The organism is Prochlorococcus marinus str. MIT 0919 (genome assembly GCF_027359375.1).
In the GTDB taxonomy this organism is placed as follows: Bacteria; Cyanobacteriota; Cyanobacteriia; order PCC-6307; family Cyanobiaceae; genus Prochlorococcus_D.
Window position 1 is genome coordinate 475,052 of the sequence record NZ_CP114779.1, and the last position, 20,991, is coordinate 496,042.

At 37.1% G+C, this 20,991-nt stretch carries 22 protein-coding genes; 12 read left to right on the forward strand and 10 right to left on the reverse strand.

What is annotated here, in order from left to right; genetic code table 11:
- The first annotated feature begins 6 nt into the window (after positions 1 to 6).
- A complete protein-coding gene (gene recR / locus O5635_RS02655; RefSeq protein WP_081934295.1) occupies positions 7 to 681 on the forward strand; it encodes a recombination mediator RecR in 675 nt (224 codons plus the stop codon).
- 16 nt (positions 682 to 697) lie between these two features.
- A complete protein-coding gene (lipA, locus tag O5635_RS02660) occupies positions 698 to 1,618 on the forward strand; it encodes a lipoyl synthase (protein ID WP_036903636.1) in 921 nt (306 codons plus the stop codon).
- Positions 1,619 to 1,628: 10 nt separating this feature from the next.
- Here the strand turns inward: lipA and O5635_RS02665 are convergent, their stop codons facing one another.
- Genes O5635_RS02665 through lysA form a run of 6 tightly spaced genes read right to left on the reverse strand, consistent with a single transcriptional unit; the run spans position 1,629 to position 7,198 of the window.
- Positions 1,629 to 2,132 carry a hypothetical protein gene (locus O5635_RS02665; RefSeq protein ID WP_036902659.1) on the reverse strand — a complete coding sequence of 168 codons (504 nt, stop codon included), beginning with the start codon at positions 2,130 to 2,132 and terminating at the stop codon, positions 1,629 to 1,631.
- The gene (locus tag O5635_RS02670) at positions 2,129 to 3,094 is read right to left on the reverse strand and encodes a rhodanese-related sulfurtransferase (RefSeq protein ID WP_036902658.1); all 966 of its coding nucleotides are present in this window, start codon (positions 3,092 to 3,094) and stop codon (positions 2,129 to 2,131) included. Before O5635_RS02670 ends, O5635_RS02665 begins: the two co-directional genes overlap by 4 nt.
- A complete protein-coding gene (gene bioB, locus O5635_RS02675) occupies positions 3,084 to 4,085 on the reverse strand; it encodes a biotin synthase BioB (RefSeq protein ID WP_052043108.1) in 1,002 nt (333 codons plus the stop codon). Before bioB ends, O5635_RS02670 begins: the two co-directional genes overlap by 11 nt.
- 11 nt (positions 4,086 to 4,096) lie before the next feature.
- Positions 4,097 to 4,897, reverse strand: a complete 801-nt coding sequence (locus O5635_RS02680; RefSeq protein ID WP_036902657.1) for an isoprenyl transferase — start codon at positions 4,895 to 4,897, stop codon at positions 4,097 to 4,099.
- A complete protein-coding gene (cdaA, locus tag O5635_RS02685; RefSeq protein ID WP_036902656.1) occupies positions 4,894 to 5,802 on the reverse strand; it encodes a diadenylate cyclase CdaA in 909 nt (302 codons plus the stop codon). Before cdaA ends, O5635_RS02680 begins: the two co-directional genes overlap by 4 nt.
- A gap of 28 nt (positions 5,803 to 5,830) precedes the next feature.
- Positions 5,831 to 7,198 carry a diaminopimelate decarboxylase gene (gene lysA / locus O5635_RS02690; RefSeq protein WP_036902655.1) on the reverse strand — a complete coding sequence of 456 codons (1,368 nt, stop codon included), beginning with the start codon at positions 7,196 to 7,198 and terminating at the stop codon, positions 5,831 to 5,833.
- Between lysA and O5635_RS02695 the strand changes: the two genes are divergently transcribed.
- From O5635_RS02695 to O5635_RS02710, 4 genes are all read left to right on the forward strand, one after another.
- Positions 7,197 to 7,739, forward strand: a complete 543-nt coding sequence (locus tag O5635_RS02695; RefSeq protein ID WP_052042984.1) for a GNAT family N-acetyltransferase — start codon at positions 7,197 to 7,199, stop codon at positions 7,737 to 7,739. The genes lysA and O5635_RS02695 overlap by 2 nt on opposite strands.
- 193 nt (positions 7,740 to 7,932) lie before the next feature.
- Positions 7,933 to 10,500 (forward strand): ATP-dependent Clp protease ATP-binding subunit, encoded by a 2,568-nt coding sequence (locus tag O5635_RS02700; protein ID WP_269607871.1) that lies wholly within the window; start codon positions 7,933 to 7,935, stop codon positions 10,498 to 10,500.
- A gap of 177 nt (positions 10,501 to 10,677) precedes the next feature.
- Positions 10,678 to 11,514 carry an alpha/beta fold hydrolase gene (locus O5635_RS02705; RefSeq protein ID WP_241462967.1) on the forward strand — a complete coding sequence of 279 codons (837 nt, stop codon included), beginning with the start codon at positions 10,678 to 10,680 and terminating at the stop codon, positions 11,512 to 11,514.
- A 151-nt stretch (positions 11,515 to 11,665) separates the two neighbouring features.
- On the forward strand, positions 11,666 to 12,151 hold the full coding sequence (locus O5635_RS02710) for a hypothetical protein (RefSeq protein ID WP_269607873.1): 486 nt from the start codon (positions 11,666 to 11,668) through the stop codon (positions 12,149 to 12,151).
- 15 nt (positions 12,152 to 12,166) lie between these two features.
- Here the strand turns inward: O5635_RS02710 and O5635_RS02715 are convergent, their stop codons facing one another.
- Together O5635_RS02715 and O5635_RS02720 are read right to left on the reverse strand one after the other, a co-directional pair.
- Positions 12,167 to 13,051, reverse strand: a complete 885-nt coding sequence (locus O5635_RS02715; RefSeq protein WP_036902651.1) for a phosphatidate cytidylyltransferase — start codon at positions 13,049 to 13,051, stop codon at positions 12,167 to 12,169.
- The gene (locus O5635_RS02720) at positions 13,051 to 14,448 is read right to left on the reverse strand and encodes a lysine decarboxylase (protein ID WP_269607874.1); all 1,398 of its coding nucleotides are present in this window, start codon (positions 14,446 to 14,448) and stop codon (positions 13,051 to 13,053) included. The genes O5635_RS02715 and O5635_RS02720 overlap by 1 nt, the downstream gene beginning before the upstream one ends.
- 100 nt (positions 14,449 to 14,548) lie before the next feature.
- Here O5635_RS02720 and O5635_RS02725 point away from each other — a divergent pair, with 100 nt between their 5' ends.
- The 5 genes from O5635_RS02725 (at position 14,549) to O5635_RS02735 (ending at position 17,484) form a co-directional block, all read left to right on the forward strand.
- A complete protein-coding gene (locus O5635_RS02725) occupies positions 14,549 to 16,195 on the forward strand; it encodes an ABC1 kinase family protein (protein ID WP_036902649.1) in 1,647 nt (548 codons plus the stop codon).
- 66 nt (positions 16,196 to 16,261) lie between these two features.
- A complete protein-coding gene (locus O5635_RS09375) occupies positions 16,262 to 16,555 on the forward strand; it encodes a S4 domain-containing protein (protein WP_332299670.1) in 294 nt (97 codons plus the stop codon).
- On the forward strand, positions 16,556 to 16,813 hold the full coding sequence (locus tag O5635_RS09380; RefSeq protein ID WP_332299671.1) for a pseudouridine synthase: 258 nt from the start codon (positions 16,556 to 16,558) through the stop codon (positions 16,811 to 16,813).
- Positions 16,759 to 16,968 (forward strand): hypothetical protein, encoded by a 210-nt coding sequence (locus tag O5635_RS09385; RefSeq protein WP_036902648.1) that lies wholly within the window; start codon positions 16,759 to 16,761, stop codon positions 16,966 to 16,968. Before O5635_RS09380 ends, O5635_RS09385 begins: the two co-directional genes overlap by 55 nt.
- Before the next feature lie 84 nt (positions 16,969 to 17,052).
- Positions 17,053 to 17,484 (forward strand): helix-turn-helix domain-containing protein, encoded by a 432-nt coding sequence (locus tag O5635_RS02735; RefSeq protein ID WP_036902647.1) that lies wholly within the window; start codon positions 17,053 to 17,055, stop codon positions 17,482 to 17,484.
- A 6-nt stretch (positions 17,485 to 17,490) separates the two neighbouring features.
- On the opposite strand, the gene malQ is transcribed toward O5635_RS02735, so the two are convergent.
- Both malQ and O5635_RS02745 read right to left on the reverse strand, forming a co-directional pair.
- Positions 17,491 to 19,035 (reverse strand): 4-alpha-glucanotransferase, encoded by a 1,545-nt coding sequence (malQ, locus tag O5635_RS02740; protein WP_036902646.1) that lies wholly within the window; start codon positions 19,033 to 19,035, stop codon positions 17,491 to 17,493.
- A 334-nt stretch (positions 19,036 to 19,369) separates the two neighbouring features.
- Positions 19,370 to 19,903, reverse strand: a complete 534-nt coding sequence (locus tag O5635_RS02745) for a hypothetical protein (protein WP_036902645.1) — start codon at positions 19,901 to 19,903, stop codon at positions 19,370 to 19,372.
- 86 nt (positions 19,904 to 19,989) lie between these two features.
- On the opposite strand from O5635_RS02745, the gene O5635_RS02750 reads away from it, so the two are divergent.
- Positions 19,990 to 20,985 carry a ribose-phosphate pyrophosphokinase gene (locus O5635_RS02750; protein WP_036902644.1) on the forward strand — a complete coding sequence of 332 codons (996 nt, stop codon included), beginning with the start codon at positions 19,990 to 19,992 and terminating at the stop codon, positions 20,983 to 20,985.
- The last annotated feature ends 6 nt before the right edge of the window (positions 20,986 to 20,991 follow it).

The following is a 20,991-nucleotide window of genomic DNA, read 5'->3' on the forward strand; positions in this document are numbered from 1 at the left end:
GAGCTAATGAACAGAGAATGTTTTTTTACATTCTACTTTTGTTATCAAAGACTGCTTAAATTTAAGTTATCTGCAAAAAAACCCCTGAACGGATTTACCAGACCTCTTGCTCGTTTAATTGATCAATTTGAGCAATTACCTGGAATAGGGCCAAGGACAGCCCAACGGCTAGCTCTATTTATTCTCAGACAACCTGAAGAAAAAATCATTTCTTTTGCAAATACTCTTTTAAATGCTCGAAAGCAAGTAGGGCAATGCCATAAATGCTTTCATCTAACAGCTGAGATGGAGTGTGAAATCTGTATAAACACAACTAGAGATAAAACAATGATTTGCGTAGTAGCTGACTCTAGGGATTTACTCGCTCTAGAGAGAACTAGAGAATATAAAGGTCTTTATCATGTTTTAGGAGGACTCATCTCACCAATGGATGGTATTGGCCCAGAGTTGTTAAACATCACTTCTCTAGTAAAAAGAATTACAGATGATGGTATCTCAGAAGTAATACTCGCACTTACTCCAAGTGTGGAAGGAGATACAACCAGTCTTTATCTAGCCAAGCTTTTAAAAGCGTTTGTCAAGGTTACAAGAATTGCATATGGCCTACCAGTGGGAAGTGAGCTGGAATATGCAGATGAAGTTACACTAGCAAGAGCTCTTGAGGGACGAAGAGATGTCTAAAACAGTTTCTAACAATATGACTAAACAAAGTAGACATACTAAATACAGTAAGGCTTTACCAGAAGAACGCTTGCCTGAGTGGATCAAGCCCTCAATAGGCAAAGCATCTCAACTGGAGCGTGTTCAAAAATTAGTCAAGGAAAACAGGTTGCATACCATTTGTGAAGAGGGGAGGTGTCCTAATCGAAGCGAATGTTATAGCTCTGGAACAGCAACTTTTTTGCTTGGAGGGTCAATATGTACAAGAAGTTGTGCATTTTGCCAAGTGGAGAAAGGACAGTCGCCAAGAATCTTTGATGATGATGAACCAAAACGTGTTGCGAAAGCAATAAAGGAGTTAAATCTCAATTATGTCGTATTAACATCCGTCGCAAGAGATGACCTCCCAGATCATGGTGCAAGTATCTTTACTCAAACAATTAAGGAAATCAGAAAACTAATTCCAAGAATAAATATCGAAGTTCTTACACCAGATTTCTGGGGAGGAGCCAGAGATGAGAGTGAAGCAATACAACTACAACTACATAGATTGTCAATTGTTCTGAAAGCTCAGCCTATTTGCTTTAACCATAATCTTGAGACTGTAGAGCGTCTTCAGAAGGAAGTTCGTAGAGGTGCAACATATAGGAGGTCATTATCGTTATTACAAGCTTCAAGTACGTTAGCCCCTCATATACCTACAAAATCAGGGATTATGTTAGGGCTTGGTGAAAATCATGATGAAATTATTCAAACTTTTCATGACTTGAGAGCTGTCAACTGCCAACGGATAACCATAGGTCAATACCTAAGGCCCTCTCTTGCACATATACCTGTTAAGAAGTATTGGCACCCAGTTGAATTTGAAGAGCTTGCAAAAATTGCATATACCTTAGGTTTTAAGAAGGTAAATAGCGGACCTTTAGTTAGAAGTAGTTATCATGCTGAGAAAAACTAAAGCAAAAATCTTAATTGAGTTCCCAAAGTTTACGACTATATTTGTAGACTTCTGAGCAATCTGCAGTCATTAAGCTTCCTGAACCGCCCCAAATCAACCTCAAAGGCAAGTCAAAAGGCGCTGAGCCAACACTCCTAACAATTTGGAATCCACGCCTTTGAAAGTATCTAATTAATTTATGATGTTGAAAGTTTTCATCATAAATTGCTAATAGGCGAGCTTTCCTACAAACTGTTTCTTCCAAAGCCCATGCCATAGTGGCAGCCCAAATTAAATGCCCAATTCCCTTAGGGGCATTTTTTCTAACTATCATAGTGTCAAGCTGTAATCCATTAACACCGTTGTAAGCCCAGCCTTTCATCTCTCCAAGGATTTGAACCTTTTCAGTTGTTAAGAACCTCGCTACAGAAAGTTTGAAAGCCCAAAAATTTATTGGTCTTCTGACTTGAATTCTTAGCAAAAAGCCTTTATTAAAAGCTTGCTTCTCTAACTCAGCTAAACCATCAATAGTCATGCACTTGGCCAAATTGTGTTACCAGGTAGACGTTTAGAGAGCTTATCTATATGTTTTTGTCGTTCTGCAAATCTAGCCCTGTCATCATCAGTAAAACTATCTTTACAATTAAGACATTGAACTCCTGGCATATAAATGGGATTATCGCAATCAGTCGGTGACAACGGCATTCCACATGCATAACACAATTTATAAACGCCAGGGTTCAGATGATGGTTTAATGAAACTCTTTGGTCAAAAACAAAACATTCTCCTTTCCAGCGACTATCACTTTGTGGGACTTCCTCAAGATAACGTAGAATACCGCCTCTTAAATGATGAACTTCAGTAAAACCTCTCTTATTTAAAAAAGAAGTAGCCTTCTCACATCTTATTCCTCCAGTACAAAACATTGCTATTCTTTTGGCTGAGTTCTCTTCAAGTAAAGAATTTAAATTATTATCGACCCATTCTGGAAAATCTCTAAATTTATCTGTGTGAGGGTTAACTGCTCCCTCAAAAGTACCAACTCCAATTTCATATTCATTGCGAGTATCTATCAAGATAGTCTCAGGATCATCCACAAATTCATTCCATTGCGATGGCTCTACATATGTACCAACAGTTTCATTAGGGCTAACTTCCGGGATGCCCATAGTAACTATTTCATTTTTCCTTCGGGATTTAAACCGGCGAAATGCTTGCTTATCAGACCAACTAAACTTAATTTGCAAAGGATTTTTCAATCCAATAGAGTGCAGTTTACCGAGCAATATTCCAACTGCTTCCTCTGATCCACATATAGTTCCATTAATACCTTCTAAACCAACTAGGACAGTTCCTCTAATCTGATGTTGATCAGCAATGTTAGACAATTCAAGAGGCAATAACTCAGCAATATCAGGGTCAACTTCGGAAAAACAATAGAAGGCTGCTACCTGCAATTGAACATTAACTCCTTTTGACGAATTATTATGGATCATAGAAATTACTATTAAAATTCACCCCTGCTTTCGAAAGCAACTGTTTGTCGGCTTCAACAGCAGGGTTAGTTGTTGTAAGAAGGCTATCTCCATAAAAAATCGAGTCAGCACCTGAAAGGAAGCAAAGTATCTGTGCTTCATTAGTCAGCTGCTCGCGTCCGGCACTAAGGCGTATTCGCGATTGGGGCAAAAGGATTCGTGCCGTTGCAACCATTCTCACCATTTCTATTGGGTCGATTGGAGGTAGATCTTCTAAAGGAGTACCTTCTACAGCTACTAATGCATTTATTGGGACACTTTCAGGATGAGGACTCATATTAGCTAACACTTTTAAAAGAGAAGCTCTATCTTCAATAGACTCACCAAGGCCAATAATGCCTCCTGTACAAAGAGTTATTCCTGCTGAACGAACTCTTTCAAGGGTTTCTAATCTTTCTTGGAAGGTACGAGTTGAAATAATCTCATTATAATTTTCTGGACTTGTATCAAGATTATGGTTGTAAGCCGTCAAGCCTGCTTCAGCCAACCTAGAAGCTTGTTGGTCAGTCAACATTCCTGCTGTGACACATGCCTCCATACCTAAATCTTTTACCCCTCGAACCATTTCAAGCATTGATTCAAACGCTTTACCATCACGAATCTCTCTCCAAGCCCAACCCATACAGAATCTGTCTGCACCTGAGTCCCTAGCAGCTCTGGCCTGCTGAAGCACTTGACTTACTTCTAAGTCAGAAAAACTGGTTACATCACTACTGTTATGAATAGATTGCGAACAATATGAACAATCTTCTTCACAACCACCTGTCTTGACACTCAAGAGAGAAGCAAGTTGAACGTTATAACCTGGATTGGCATTCCTATGAACAGTCTGAGCATCCCAAAGAAGATCTACCAAAGGCTTTTCTAATAGAGCTTGTATTTCTAGAATGGTCCAATCATGCCTAGGGTCACAAAAGGTAGACGACGTTTGTTTGGTATTTATCAAAGTCATAGATTCAAATTTCAATTAGTAGAAGTATCAGATCCAATTTGCTCTAGCCCACCGAATCGCCTACGTCGAGATTGATAGTCTAGTAATGCTTTTAGTAGAGAGTCCTGATTAAAGTCTGGCCACAAAATATCAGTTACATGAATTTCTGCATACGCCAGTTGCCAAAGCAAAAAATTACTTATCCGCCTTTCTCCGCTGGTTCGAATAAGAAGATCTGGATCAACATCATTTGCTGTTGATAATTCTGCAGCAAAAACATTCTCATCAATTGAAGAAGGTTCTAAATCTCCCTCTACAGATCTTTGGGCAAGTCTTTGGGCAACTTTTACCAATTCTCTTCTACCTCCATAATTTGTACAAACATTGAAATGTATCCCCGTATTACCTGAGGTAAGAGCTGTTGCCTCTGAAATCAAATCTTGAAGTTTTTCTGGCAATTGGTCCAAATCACCTAGGAACCTGATTCTCACTTCTTGCAAGATCAAAGCTTCGAGTTCTCTCTTAAGGACGCGTTGAAACAAAGCCATTAGAAAACTGACTTCTTCGCCAGGTCTTGACCAATTTTCTGTTGAGAAGGCATAAACAGTAAGTGCTCTTACACCCCAGTCCCTGCACAAGCGTAAAGTTGTTTTCAATGCATCAACACCAGCCATATGGCCCATTGCTCTTGTTAAACCTCTTGCCTTTGCCCATCTACCATTACCATCCATTATCACAGCGATATGCTCTGGAATCCTCAATGGATCTAATTCCTCAGGCAAAGGCGAATGAAAAAACTTTTTATCTGAAGTAATTGAAGAAGATTTCGTCATTTCAAATTCTCCTTAACTGAAGTCGATGGAGAAATACCATTCTTTGTATTAGAAAGTTTTCCATCAACATTAGGAGCCTCTGATTCAGAGAGATTTGAATTAACAGATGAGACCTTAGTCAACACTTTACCCGCTGGAGGACTCAAGAACTCTTTTAGAAGATCTAACAATCTACTGCTAGTAATAGGCCTTTCAAGACGACCCTGATTTGCTAAAGACAAAGTCCCTGTTTCCTCTGAAACAACTACACAAATACATCTATCAAATCGCTCCGTAATGCCAAGAGCTGCAAGATGTCTTGTTCCATAACGACTGATAGTTTGTCTTGAAAGAGGCAAAATAACTCCAGCAGAAATGATTCTATTTCCTTTAACTAAAACGGCCCCATCATGGAGTGGAGTATCAGCAGCAAAAAGATTTAATAAAAGCTCTGTTGATACTTGAGCATCAATAGGGACGCCAGGGTAAAGAAAATCTTCTGGTCGCAAATCACTACCCATATCCAAGACAATAAGTGCTCCTCTTCTATTTTGTGAAAGTCTGCCTGCTGCTTCTGTTAAAAAAGAAACCGTATTAGTACTAGCTTGAAACTCCTTTTGTGGATTTCCCAATAAAACAGCGAGACGGCCTGTTCCAAGCAGTTCCATAAGACGACGCAACTCACCCTGCCATAAAATTGCCAAAGACAAGGAACATACCAACACCAAGCCATCAAAAAGCTTTGAAGTTATTGGGAGGTTTGCGAAACGATTGACAAACCAAGCAATTGATACAAGGAATAAATATCCTCTTAACAGCCAAAGAGTTCGGGGCTCATTAACTCTTGAAAAAAGTAAAATTCCAAGCGCTGAAGCAAACAATATGTCTAGCAGGAAGCGCAAATTTATTAGCCAGCCAAAATTCACCCCTTTAACCCAGTTTCTATAAATTTACCTACCCTTTTGCAATAAAGCGATGAGGAAGCACGTCATATCGCAATAGATCTTCAGGCAATTCTCTTAATTGAATCAACTCAGACATGCCATCTGCAACTAAAACTGAAGCTGGCCTTGGAATACGATTGTAATTTGAACTCATTGAGAGGTTGTATGCACCTGTAGCAAAAACACCCAAAATATCCCCAGTCGAAGTAGCAGGGAGGGAAATTTCTTTTAAAAGAACATCCCCAGATTCACAATGCTTTCCAGCAATAGTTACTACTTCTTTAGCCACTGCGAAGGGCCTATCAACCAAGCAAGCTGTGTAAACAGATTCGTAAGTTATTGGCCTGGGATTGTCACTCATCCCACCATCAATGGAAATATAAGTTTTCCCCCCTGGAATATCCTTGCGAGAACCAATTTGATAAAGAGTTAGCCCTGACGCTGCGATAAGAGATCTTCCTGGCTCGCATAAAAGTCTTGGCAAAACTAAATTTCTGGCTTCACATGCAGTAACAACAGCCCTAGAGACTGCTTTTACCCAGCTTTGAATTGAAGGGGGGTCATCAGAAGATATATATTTCACACCTAAACCACCTCCAACATTTAAGTCTTTTATAGGGAGACCCAGATTTCTACCAGTTTGCAAAACATCTGCCATGACTTCAGACAAATCCTTATGAGGTTTTAATTCAAATATCTGACTACCAATATGCGCATGAAGACCAATTAAGTTTATATATTCATTCTTCTTCAACTGCGTAAATACCTCTTCCAATTGCTCAGGGTCGAACCCAAATTTACTATCAAGATGTCCTGTTCTTATATATTCATGAGTATGGCACTCTATACCAGGAGTAAATCGAATCATTACAGTAGCAGAAAGCTTAAAAGAATTTATTAATTTACATAAAAGGTCAATATCATGTTGATTATCAATTATAATAATAGCTTTACTTTGATAGGCTAAAAGCAATTCTTTCTCCGATTTATTATTGCCATGCAATACAATTTTCTCTCCTGGGATTCCACTTTTTAAAGCCGTTATTAGCTCTCCTTCAGAAACAACGTCGATCCCCAAACCTTCCGATCTAATGATATTACTAATTGCCAAAGAACTATTTGCTTTTGAGGCGTATAGAACAAGCGATTCTGCAGGGTAAAACTCCTTCAAAGCCTCTCTATATGACTTGCATGATTGCCTAAGTGTTTTCTCATCCAATACATACAGAGGTGTTCCATATTTCTTAGCAAGCTCGCTAAGCAAGCATCCTCCCACCATTAATCTTTTATGCTTGTCAAACTTTGTAGTTAATGGAGATATGTTCCTATTAGGACTAACTTGATCATGATCAAGCTCGAAAGGTATTGACTCAAGCATGATTAAAGAATTGAAGATTCACGATGTACATTTAAAGATCCCACCAATTACTAAATTTAATCAGTTGGACAAGGGAAAAATCTGCAAACGCAAATTATCTCCAAAGAGACGAATTGTTGAACTAGGTTTAAAAGACTTGGATCATTGTCTTCATCTAAACAAAGTTGCTCTTAACGGACTTTGGACAAAGCCTCAATGGGCAACAGAACTCAAGAGCTCATCAAGACTTTGCTTTGGGATATTTGAAGAGAAAAATATTTTAGCCCTTTCTAGTGGATGGATAATTACCAATAATATAGACATCACTGCAATAGCAGTAGATCCTTGCCGTAGGAGAGAAGGACTTGGTCGATCAATTCTTACAAAATTAATCAAAGAATCAATTTTATTAAATGTAGAAAAAGCTAATTTAGAAGTTAGCGAGGCAAACCTTGCTGCCAGAAAGTTCTACAATTCAATGGGATTTATAGAAACAGGTTATAGAAAGAACTACTTCAAAGATGGCTCTGGTGCATACATCCTTTCTCTTTATATAAGCTAATGCGACAAAACTATAAAAGAAAGAAAATGCTTTACAGCCTTAAAACTCACCCTGGTCCATTTAGTAATTAATCACAGTATCAAGTAAAGTTAGCCATATAAAGATGGTGATTACGGTATCCCGAAGCCAATCTAAGAACACATTCTTTTCTTAATCCTGATAAGTTGGGAATACATACAAACTGGCCTAGCCAATGTTCGAGAGGTTTACCGAAAAGGCCATCAAGGTGATAATGCTGGCCCAAGAGGAAGCAAGACGCCTTGGCCACAATTTTGTTGGTACTGAGCAAATCCTCCTAGGGCTTATAGGAGAAGGCACAGGAGTGGCTGCAAAAGTATTAAAATCCATGGGCGTGAATCTTAAGGATTCGAGAGTTGAAGTCGAAAAGATAATCGGAAGAGGTTCCGGTTTTGTTGCCGTTGAGATACCTTTCACTCCTCGAGCAAAAAGAGTACTAGAACTATCTTTAGAAGAAGCCCGACAACTTGGACATAACTACATAGGGACAGAACATCTTCTACTAGGTCTCATAAGAGAAGGGGAGGGAGTAGCTGCAAGAGTATTGGAAAATCTTGGGGTGGATCTTACAAAAGTTAGGACACAAGTCATAAGAATGCTTGGAGAGACTGCCGAAGTGGCTGCAGGTGGTGGTGGTGGTGGTGGAAAAAGTAATTTAAAAACTGCGACGTTAGATGAATTTGGGACAAATTTAACCAAGTTGGCAAGCGAATCCAAGCTAGATCCAGTTGTAGGCCGACACGATGAAATAGATAGAGTTATACAAATACTTGGAAGAAGAACTAAAAACAATCCTGTCTTGATTGGAGAGCCAGGTGTAGGCAAAACTGCTATAGCCGAGGGCTTAGCCCAGAGGATTCAACAAGGTGATATACCTGATATTTTGGAGGAAAAAAGAGTTTTAACGTTAGATATCGGTCTTCTAGTCGCAGGCACAAAATATAGAGGTGAATTCGAAGAAAGGCTTAAAAAAATAATGGAAGAAATTAAATCAGCAGGGAATGTAATTCTTGTAATAGATGAGGTTCACACTCTTATTGGAGCAGGAGCAGCAGAAGGTGCAATAGATGCTGCAAACATTCTGAAACCTGCCTTAGCTAGAGGGGAGCTTCAGTGTATAGGGGCAACAACTCTGGATGAGTATAGAAAGCACATTGAAAGAGATGCTGCTTTGGAAAGAAGATTTCAACCTGTGATGATTGGAGAGCCTTCTATTGAAGACACTATAGAAATTCTTAGAGGGCTAAGAGAAAGGTATGAACAACACCACAGACTCAAAATCACTGATCAAGCATTAGAAGCCGCAGCAAATCTTGGAGATAGGTATATTTCCGATAGATTTCTGCCTGACAAAGCTATTGATCTTATAGACGAAGCAGGCAGTAGAGTTAGGCTCTTAAATTCGAAATTACCTCCAGAAGCAAAAGAAGTTGACAGGGAATTACGTGTTGTGCAGAAAGAGAAAGAAGAAGCAGTGAGAGATCAGAATTTCACAGAAGCCGGTGAGCTAAGAGAAAAAGAAGTAGAGCTTCGTAATCAAATAAGAGCCATATTGGATAGCACTAAGAGGGATTTAGAAGAGGATATTAATAAAGCAAAAACAACTGAAAAGAATAAAGAAGATAATAACGATAAAAAATTGAATGCTCAAAAAGATATAAGTAAATCTCCCATGGTAAATGAAGAGGATATTGCCCACATTGTTGCTTCTTGGACAGGAGTGCCTGTTCAAAAACTAACAGAAAGTGAATCAGTAAAACTATTAAATATGGAAGATACCCTTCATCAAAGATTAATCGGCCAAGATGAAGCTGTCAGAGCAGTGTCCAAGGCAATTCGTAGGGCAAGAGTTGGTTTAAAAAATCCGAATAGACCAATTGCAAGTTTTATTTTTTCCGGTCCGACCGGTGTAGGCAAGACCGAGCTAACAAAGGCATTAGCTGCATACTTCTTTGGAAGTGAAGAAGCAATGATAAGACTTGATATGTCAGAGTTCATGGAAAGGCATACTGTAAGCAAACTAATTGGATCACCTCCAGGGTATGTTGGTTTTAATGAAGGTGGTCAACTAACAGAGGCAGTAAGGAGAAGGCCTTATACAGTTGTTCTTTTTGATGAAATAGAAAAATCACACCCAGATGTTTTCAACCTACTTCTTCAATTGCTAGAAGAAGGCCGACTTACAGATTCAAAAGGAAGAACGGTTGATTTTAAAAATACACTCATCATAATGACATCAAACATAGGTTCAAAAGTTATAGAGAAAGGAGGCGGGGGGCTTGGTTTTGAATTTTCTGGTGAGAGTGTAGAAGATAGTCAATATAATAGAATTAAATCACTAGTTAATGAAGAGCTTAAGCAATACTTTAGACCAGAATTCCTAAACAGGCTTGATGAAATAATTGTATTCCGTCAACTATCTCGAGAAGAGGTAAAAGACATAGCCGAGATTATGCTAAAAGAAGTATTTGAAAGAATAAAAGAAAAAGGAATAATGTTAACTGTTTCTGAGAAATTCAAAGAAAGGCTGGTTGAAGAAGGCTATAACCCATCATATGGCGCACGTCCACTAAGAAGAGCTGTAATGAGACTCCTAGAGGACAGCTTAGCTGAAGAAGTTTTATCAGGTAGAATAAAAGATGGTGACAAAGCAGAAGTAGATATAGATGATAATAAAAAAGTTGTTGTAAAGCATATCGATAAAGATCAAAGCAATTTAGAACTTGCAGGAGCAAGTATATAAATTTATTTATGCTATCTCTATCATGCATATAAGTAACAAAAGAAAGGCAATCAGGCAGGGTTAACTAAAAAAAATAAATATTTATTTTTCTCTATTTGACTGTTTATTAAAAATTTAAATCTATTGAATATGAATGAGTTTTTAGAAGTGCCTAACAATCGAAGCTACTTAAACGAAGTGAAATCTTTACTTTTAGATCCTTTAGCAAAGGAATTAGCGGCCAAAGTAGAATGGGTGGAATTAAAGAATATATCCTTAGAGAGCGAAGAGCCTTATCCAGTAGTAATAACGGGCAAGGGTTCGCCTGTTTTGCTTATCCATGGATTTGATAGTTGCTTTCTTGAATACCGGAGATTAGTACCCTATCTTGAAAATTCACACCAATTAATAATCCCTGATCTTTATGGCTTTGGCTTTAGTCCTCGTCCTAAAAATAGTGAATTTGATAAGAAGAAAATTATATTTCATTTAAATCAAGTGATCGAAAATATAACTTCCAAATCACAAATAGGAATTATTGGAGCATCAATGGGAGGAGGTATAGCAATGGAATTGGCAAGGCAAAAGCATTCCAAAATAAACCGACTCATGTTGTTGTCACCAGCTGGTCTCACAGGAAATCCTAAGCCAATACCAAAACCTTTCGATCGATTAGGAGTATGTATTCTAAGAAATAAATACGTTAGGAAGCAATTGTGCATGAAGGCTTTTGCCGATCCAAAAAAAAGCGTGGGGGAAGCAGAAGAACAAATTGCTTCTATACATATAAAAGCTTCAGGTTGGGCAAGGTCTCTCTCTGCATTCGCACGGTCAGGGGGTATAGCCAATTGTGGAAGTCCACTCCCAAAACAACCTATTAGTATTTTATGGGGGAAAGAGGATAGAATCCTTGGAAGAAAAGAAAAAGAAGCAGTTAAAAAATTAATCAACTGTCAACATGAGGAAATTAAAAACTGTGGCCATTTACCTCATTTAGATGCACCTCAATATGTTGCAAAAACATGGCTGAATTAATTCCTATTCACAAAATAAAAAATCATAAAACATGAAATCTCTCATAGAGGCTGGTCTTAAGTATTGGGTGATAAAACAATGCATCTCAATAGGCAAAATAAATTTAAAAATAAATAGCTCTACTTTGAGCATATTGAAAGGGGCTATACCTATGGTTTCATTAGAAGCTAGCTCTATTAACTTTAGGAATATAATAATTGATAAAATTTTTATAAATGCAAAAAATATAAAATTAAAATTTATCATCAGGAAAGGAAAGCCTAGTGTAGAGCTATTAGAAAATTTCTTTCTGAAATTTACAATATCATTCACAAGTGATCAGATAAATAATATTTGCCTAAGTGAAGACTGGAAATCTTTGGGTGATTTTTTTACTACAGAATTTTTCCTCGACTCTACCTTTAAAAAAATAGAAATAGATGATAATTTGTTTAAAGTCAAAGTATTAAGTAATGAAAGCAATCAAATGATTGAAAAGCTTCTGAAAATTGATATTAAATCTGGGAAATTAAATTTCACTGATATAGATAGCAACAAAAATTCAATCCTACCTATTGATAAATCAATAAAAGTAAATATATTTAATTTCAATCAAAAAACCCTAACACTAGGTTGCACATCTGAAGTAACGATCTAGAAGAAAATATCCTTTTCAAGTAATAACTGAAGTAATAAATATAAATACATGGTAAACAATGGCTGGAGTAAAGAGATAACTATCAATCCTATCTAATATTCCACCATGACCAGGGAGAACATCTCCTGAGTCTTTCAATCCAGCATCTCTTTTCATCATCGATTCAGTTAAATCTCCTACCAAAGCAAAGAAAGCAACCAGAATGCCTAGCAAAGCTCCAGCCAGCAAGCCTAAACGCCATTGAAAAATCAGACCTGACATAGCACCTACTGTAATAGCTGAAAACAACCCACCAATTGCACCCTCGATAGTCTTAGAAGGAGAAATTGGGGAAAGCCTATGCTTCCCAAAACTCCTGCCGAAGAAATAAGATCCAATATCACATGCAACAATCATCAAACATGTTGAAAGAGTTATAGCCATTCCTATGCTCATAAATGTAGAGGTATGGGCTATTAACGGTGAAAGATCTGTCGTCAAGCCATAATCAACAAGGTTTCTTAATTTAATCCAATAGCTTGGCAGGAACCCAAGATAAAAAAGTCCAAATATCGATGCAGCAATGTCTGCAATGGAACCAGTCTTTGGTTGCAAAAGCAACCAGCCACATATAGCAGCACCACTAAGTGGTAAAACACCTGCAGACGCAATCCCCGGGAGTCCTTTAGCTATACCTAAGTGAGTTGAAATAAGGAGTAATTGACAGGCTAAAAGAGTAGTTTTAGTTGCTGGTCGAATACCAGTAAATTCGGCCATTCTAAAAAATTCAAGTAAAGCAAGATGTACTATTACGCATAAAGAAAAAGTAAACCACCAACCTCCAAGCAAAACTATTAACAATCCAAACATACCTATAACAAATCCACTCACAATTCTTTTACTTGAGAGACCAGAATGCATTAGGAAACAACTCTCACTTGTAGAGGTATCTGATTAGGCCAAAATTTATGCTGTCCTAGCATCCAATTAATACGTTGTTGGTCTAACAACTCACCAGGAATGAGAACTGGTATACCTGGAGGATAAGGGCAAACCAAATCAGCCGAAACCAGGCCTTCAGCTTCATTTAACATAACTAAATTAGAATTTGAATTATAAGCCAAAGAACATGACATGGAAGGGTGGGACAACAAAGGAAAATTAGGTCCTGGGAAAGGAGGATAAGTTTTAGGTGAAGTGTTATCTAAAAGAAGTTTATACCAGCATTTTTTCATTGCATGAGCCAAACCTTTAAGGGGGTTGAACCCTAAGCAAAAAGTAAGGGTCCCAGGCTCAGGGAGTTCGCCAATAATTCCGTGTTTAATAAACCATTTATCTGCATCAAACCCACAAATCCCATGATAAGAACTATGCAGAACCAAACGAAGAGGGTCATCATTCTTTAGCAATGGCAGCCCTAAATTTTTAAGTCTTAAAAAAACATCTCTAGCATCATCAATCTGAGAGCTTAAATTCCTTTTTCCAGATCTACTAGTTAGCTCCTTAAGTGCCAATTCACAAGAAGCCAATAATAATGAACTAGGACTAGTGGTTTGAAGGAGGCCTAAACATCTTGATATCACAGACGGATCAACCAATTGACCTTGCGACCAAAGAACTGCTGTTTGCACAATTCCTTGAGCTGATTTATGAAGTGAGTTAACAACAAGATCTGCGCCAGCTTTAAGTGCGGATACTGGAAGGCCTTTATCTATGTCACTAGCAAAATATGTGCCATGGGCCTCATCAACTAAGACTTTTAAGCCTTGCTTATGAAGGCGTTTTATAAGAATAGAAAGCTCTGAAGAGTAGCCATGATACGTTGGATTAATTAATACCGCAGCTGTTATATCTAATTTACAAGAGGAAGTTAGTTTTAGTACTTTGTTTAGCCAATCTATATCAGGGGGGTAAGCATGACCTCGGTCTGATAAATAAGGTATATCAAATAATACAGGAACTATATCTCCCAAAACACATGCTTGTATAAGACTCCTGTGAGCATTGCGTGGCATCAAGATAGCTTCTCCTGGTTTAGCAATTGCCAAAAGAGAAGCTTGAAGCAACCCTGTCGCACCATTAACTCCATACCAACAATGATCCGCTCCAAAAACCTTTGCGGATTCATCCTGACTAACAGCAATAGCACCTATAGAGCAAAGAGGACCTCCAATATCGAGTAATTCAGGTAAATCCCAGATCCCTGGGCGTTTTCGCAAAAGTCTCCTTAAATCAGTAGGCAATGCGAAACCTCTCCCATGTGCAGGTAAGAAGAGATTTTTGCCTCTTTTATATGTGAGGAGATCTGATATCTTCATAGGCCCATAGTGGTGCTACTTTTAACTGTGTACCAAACAAAGGTTTACTACATTAAAATCTCCGAAGAAATTTCTCCAATTAATAAAGAATCTAAATTAAATGCGTTATAACCCTAAACGAGATTTTGCATGGTTGATAGTCCAACCATGGATATGGATACCAAGGCTCTTACAAATAATTGGCTCAATAACTATTTTTATAATTAGTTTCTTAATACATAGTGGAAGTAAAGATTTAAAAAAGCAGAAACAACTAGCAAAAGACCTCTTAAAAAGACTTACAAATCTAGGTCCATGTTTTATAAAAGTTGGCCAAGCCCTTTCTACAAGGCCAGATTTAATAAGCAAAGACTGGCTAGAAGAACTAACAAAACTTCAGGACGACTTGCCAGCTTTCGAGCACGCAAAAGCAATTCAAATAATTGAAAAAGAACTTGGGAATAATATAAACAATCTTTTTAAAATATTTCCAAGCGAACCAATTGCATCAGCAAGTCTTGGTGTTGTTTATAAAGCACAATTAAAAAATAATACTTATGTAGCTGTTAAAGTACAAAGGCCAGGCTTAAGCTATATCATTAGAAGAGATATAGTTATAATAAAATTACTAAGTTTTTTTGTTGGTCCATTATTACCCTTAAACCTGGGATTTAGTTTAAGTGAAATAATAGATGAATTTGGCATAAGCTTGTTTGAGGAAATTGACTATGGAAAGGAAGCAGATAACGCTGAAAGGTTTGCATTACTATTCTCTAAAAATCCATCAATACGTATACCTATGGTTGAACGTATGTATTCCTCAGATATTATAATTACAACAAGTTGGATAGAAGGTATAAAACTAAAAGATAGAAGTTACTTAAAAGAAAACGAGATAGACCCCACAGCCATAATAAAAACTGCTGTAACGAGTGGTATACAGCAGTTACTCGAATTTGGTTATTTTCATGCAGATCCCCATCCTGGGAATATGTTTGCACTAAAGTCAAAATCTGGCGCGTCAGGTCTTCTTGCTTATATAGATTTCGGAATGATGGATTCAATTTCCGAAACAGATAGAATAACTCTAACTGGAGCCATCGTTCATCTCATAAATAAAGATTTCCTCTCCCTTTCGAAAGATTTTCAGAAACTAGGTTTTCTTAGCCTAAATCAAAATCTAGAAAATATAGTCCCTGTTCTAAGGGAAGTTTTAGGTAGTGTTATAACTAAAGAAGTTAATTCTTTTAACCTTAAAAGCATAACTGACAAATTCTCAGAATTAATGTTTGAATACCCCTTTAGAGTGCCTGCTCGTTTTGCGTTAATTATTAGAGCTGTAGTAAGTCAAGAAGGTCTTGCTCTAAAGCTTGACCCAAGCTTTAAAATTCTAAGATTTGCTTATCCCTACATAGCAAAAAGACTATTAATTGATCAGAATGAGGAAATGCTAGGAATCCTAATGGATGTGATTTTTGATAATGAGGATAATATACGTGTAGATAGACTTGAAGGCTTACTTGAAGTGTTGACTGAAGATACAAGAAATCCAGGATTAGAGTTACTTCCTGTAGCAAGAGATAGCCTCAAATTGCTTATAAGTGCAAAAGGCTCAAAAATAAGGAGAAAGTTTCTTCTTTCTATTATTAAAGATGATAAACTTAATACTTCAGACGTAAAAAATCTTCTGAAGTTAGTTCATAACAAATTCAACCTATCCTCTTTATTTAAAGGTATAATTAAGGAGTCTAATGCAATTACTATTTGAATTATAATAGTAGAATTATCATGATATATAAGTTTTACATAATTAACTTATAAAATAATGTAACCTATGACTGAAAAACGTATTAAAAAAATAATCGCCGAGTCTGGCTTTTGTTCTAGGCGAGAGGCCGAGAAGTTTATAAGACAAAATAAAGTTTTAGTAAATGGAAAGATAGCAAAGCTAGGCAATAAAGCCAACCAAAATATAGATACCATAATCGTAGATAATTTTTCTATTCCTAAAAGTATTCCTCGAAAAGTATTTTTAATAAATAAACCTAAAGGGGTAATATGTAGCTGTAAAGACCCTCATGGAAGGAAGACTATAATAAACTTACTTCCAAGAGACCTAAGGGAGTGAATGTATCCTATAGGGAGGTTAGATTATCAAAGTAAAGGTGCTATTTTAATTACAAATGACGGCGAATTGACTCTTAGATTAACACACCCTAGGTATAGTCATACTAAAACTTATCATGCATGGGTAAAAGGAATACCATGTAATGAAACAATCAAAAGTTGGGCTGAGGGTGTAATTCTTGAAAGCAAAAGAACTCGAACAGCATGTCTAAAGGTTGTCAAAACTATGAAGCACAAACACTTCTTAAAATCGAATTAAAGGAAGGACGAAATAGGCAAATCCGCAAAGTAGCAGAGTTACTAGGGCATCCTGTAATAGACCTTCAGCGCATATCTATAGGAGAGATAAAGATAGAAGGCCTAAAGGAAGGATTTTGGCGAGAACTTACAAAAAATGAAATATCACATCTGTAAAAAGTAAATTATATTTATGTTATGCTTTGCTTGAAATTTTAAACTCTCACAAAAAAGTTACAAGACTATGGAGCAATAAGAGATATGGAAAGCAACAAACAAAGGCTTTACGAATTGGGTAATATCATAAAAGAGAAGAGGGAGTCCTTAGGCTTTCCTAGGAGTGAACTTGCTGTTAAAACTAAGGTTTCGGTAACAATAATACAAGCTTTAGAAAATGGTTGGTTTTCCCAACTGCCTAAAACAAAGTATCTGCCAAAGATGATTATTAGGCTAGGCAAAGAGCTTGGTATTGAAACTAGTGTATTAAATGATCTTCTAGCAGATGAAATAAGTAATTCCAAAGAAAAAAACATGCCTTTTTTTACACCTTCTAGCATAGATATATTTACAACATGGCAAGGAAGTTTGTTTTATCTTATTGCTATTCTAATCAGTTTTTTATTAATAAATAAATACCACACTTATCTTTCGGAGAATCAAGCACATACAAATATTCCCATAATATTAGAGTAGGTTGTATTAATTCAATAAAGAATATACATTCTCAAATTGACGATCACAATTTCTACCTAAATCGCCATAATCTTTAAGTGCAGTAAAAAGCTCTTCATCAAATTTATTTAATCTCCATTTCCAATTACCTGAGATAGTTCCTGGTATGTTAAAGCGTGCCTTATCATCTAATGATAATAAGTCCTGAATAGGAGCAATAAATAAGCATGCCTTTGTTCTCAATCCAACTTCTATCAATTTCCAGGGAGGAGACGCAATATCTGATTGCAAGTAATTAGATACACTGTTTTTAACATCATCCCCGGCACTTGACCACCAACTTAAAGTTGTCGGATTGTCATGTGTTCCGGTATACACAACAGATCGATATCTATTAATATTCTCAGGCAAGTAAGGGTTCCCTGAGTTGCCGTCAAATGCAAATTGAAGAATTTTCATCCCTGGCAAATCAAAGAAATCACGAAGCAATTCAACATCCTGCGTAATGATGCCTAGGTCCTCTGCTACTAAAGGAAGTTTGAAATTATTGTCAAGAAAGAGACTCTTTAGCAATTTCAGTCCTGGCGAAGGAAACCAGTAACCATCTTGAGCAGTATTATGATTGCCAGGGACTGCCCAAAATCCTTTTAAAGCACGAAAGTGATCTATTCGCAATAAGTCAAATTGAGCCCATTGCCTTAAAACTCTTTTCCTCCACCAATTGAAATGAGTTTTTTTATGCATTTTCCACCTATAAACAGGCGTCCCCCAAAGTTGCCCTGTTTCAGAGAAATAATCGGGAGGAACTCCACTTTGCTTATATAGACTTCCATCAGAGAGTACTGAAAACAAAGATCTATTAGCCCAAACATCTGCACTATCACGCGAAACATAGAAAGGCAAATCTCCGAAAAGCAGTACACCAGAATCTTTTGCCAAGGTTTTAATTTTTAACCATTGACGTTCTAAATGCCATTGCAGCAAAAAGTGTTCTAATAACTTATCTTTGTATTTATGCTTTAGTTTATTTAGTTCTTTTTTATTATGAGAAGCAAAAGATTGGGGCCATTCCCACCATGGAAGTCCGGAATTCTGACGTTTTAATTCCATAAATAGAGCATGGTCTTCTAACCAAAACTGCTTAGACACCCAATTCTTAAATTCCTTGTGGAGAGATTCTCTTAAACTTGTCCATTTTTCTCTTAATGCTTGGCCTAACTTTTCGCTGCGAAGATTAGCCAAGTCGAAATCTACCGAATTACAATATTCCTCTCCTTGGGTAAGTTCATCAAGAATAGTGGGAGAAAGAAAGCCATCAGCAACAAGGTCTTCTACATCAAGAAACCATGGATTTAAAGCAAAGCTAGATGGTGAACTATATGGTGATCCAGTTTGATCAGCAGGTGATAAAGGTAATACCTGCCAAACACTAATGCCATTACTTGCTAATAATTTCAACCATTTTCTTGCTTCCTTGCCAAATCCACCGCAAATGTTTGCATTAGGCAAAGCAGAAGGGTGGAGCAATACACCATGAAAACGTGGTTCATAGGGTATAGATGGTTTATCCATTAGAAAGCAAAGTAAGAAACAAAACCTTGTTCACTTTTAATTTCATTTAATACCTATAATTATGGACTGAAAAGAGTTAAATTCAAGAAATGCTATCGAAATATCCAGGAAGGTGCATACATTTCATAGGAGTAGTCTTACTTGGATTTTGGATTACACTCTTAACCTTAAATTTTCTTTCTAACAAGGAAAACAAAATTAACACAAATACATTGGAAAAACATCATACATTCGATGCATTTAACGTTATAAAAAATTAATCCAATAAAGACTTAGTCAGCAATTCTAATGTTCAGGTTATGAGCAGTGATCTTATCTTATTTCTTTTGTTGTCCTAACTAATTAGTAACATTTTCCTCATTTTTAAAATATATACTATTGATTCAATATCATTAGAAAAAGATAAATTGTGCTCAATTTCATTATTAGTATTGATGACTTCTGAAGGTATAAACCCACACCAAGGAAGTCCATCAAGTTTTCTTTGATATTGATCCCAATCTCCTCCAAATTGCAAAAGACCAATTAAGGGGACCGAAAGCTGCCTACATAAAGCCACATATGCATTTGATGCACCCGTCAATTTGCCTGAAGGTAATGGCATTGTAATTAAAACCACTGGAAGCTTCCAAGCAGATAAAGCTTCCAACCAACTCCCCTCGGGAAACCCTGAGACCGCAGCATCACCAACGAGCTCAACAATTACAGTTTTATTTTGCAAACTTTTAATAACCTTATTTGGTTCCTGATCACAAGAAGCTGTGATTAACTGGCATCCCCAAAACCTTGTCAAAGCAAGTGATCCAGCCTTCATAGAAGATTCTGGCAATGGACCGGTTCCTACAAAAAAAGTTGGAGTAGAAATCATTATCCGAACATATGATTATTAACAAGCTTGGTTAGTTGGACTGTGAGCATTAGCATCAATAAGAAAGGATATTTTTTGCAGCTACCGTGACTAGTTTTCTCACCGCAGCTAGCACTGAACAAGAGAATATTAGCCACGACACTAGAAGGCTTCGGATAATAAGTGGCACATCAAATCCTGCTTTGTCCAAAGAAATAGCTGCCTATATTGGCATACCTTGCGTGCCACTGGTATCTAAGAGATTTGCAGATGGAGAGCTTTATATTCAAATACAACAATCAATTAGAGGATGTGATGTATTTCTAATTCAACCAACATGCGCCCCTGTCAATGACAGCCTAATGGAGTTGATGATTATGGTAGATGCTTGCAAGAGGGCATCAGCCAGTCAGATTACCGCAGTCATACCTTATTACGGATATGCAAGAGCTGATAGGAAAACGGCTGGTAGGGAGTCAATAACTGCCAAGTTGACGGCAAATTTGCTTGTCAAATCAGGTGTTGACAGAGTTCTTGCTATGGATCTCCATTCAGCTCAAATTCAGGGATATTTTGATATCCCATGTGACCACATTTATGGCTCACCCGTATTAGTTGACTATTTATCGACTAAAAATCTAAATGAAATAGTTGTTGTATCACCAGACGTTGGAGGTGTTGCAAGGGCAAGAGCTTTTGCAAAACAAATGAAAGATTCACCTTTGGCAATAATTGACAAGAGAAGATCAGCTCATAATGTTGCTGAAAGCCTTACTGTTATAGGAGAAGTTGCAAACAAAACCGCCATTCTTATTGATGACATGATTGATACTGGTGGAACAATATGTGCAGGTGCAGAATTGTTAAGGGAAGAGGGCGCAAAAAGAGTTATAGCTTGCGCTTCCCATGCAGTTTTTTCACCGCCTGCTTACAGCAGACTGTCTCAGCCAGGCTTATTTGAACAAGTAATTGTGACTAATAGTATTCCAGTGCTAGATAACAACAAGTTTGAACAATTAAAAGTTTTATCTGTAGCAAATATGCTAGGAGAAGCAATATGGAGAATACACGAAGAAAGTTCTGTTAGCTCAATGTTTAGATAATCTTTA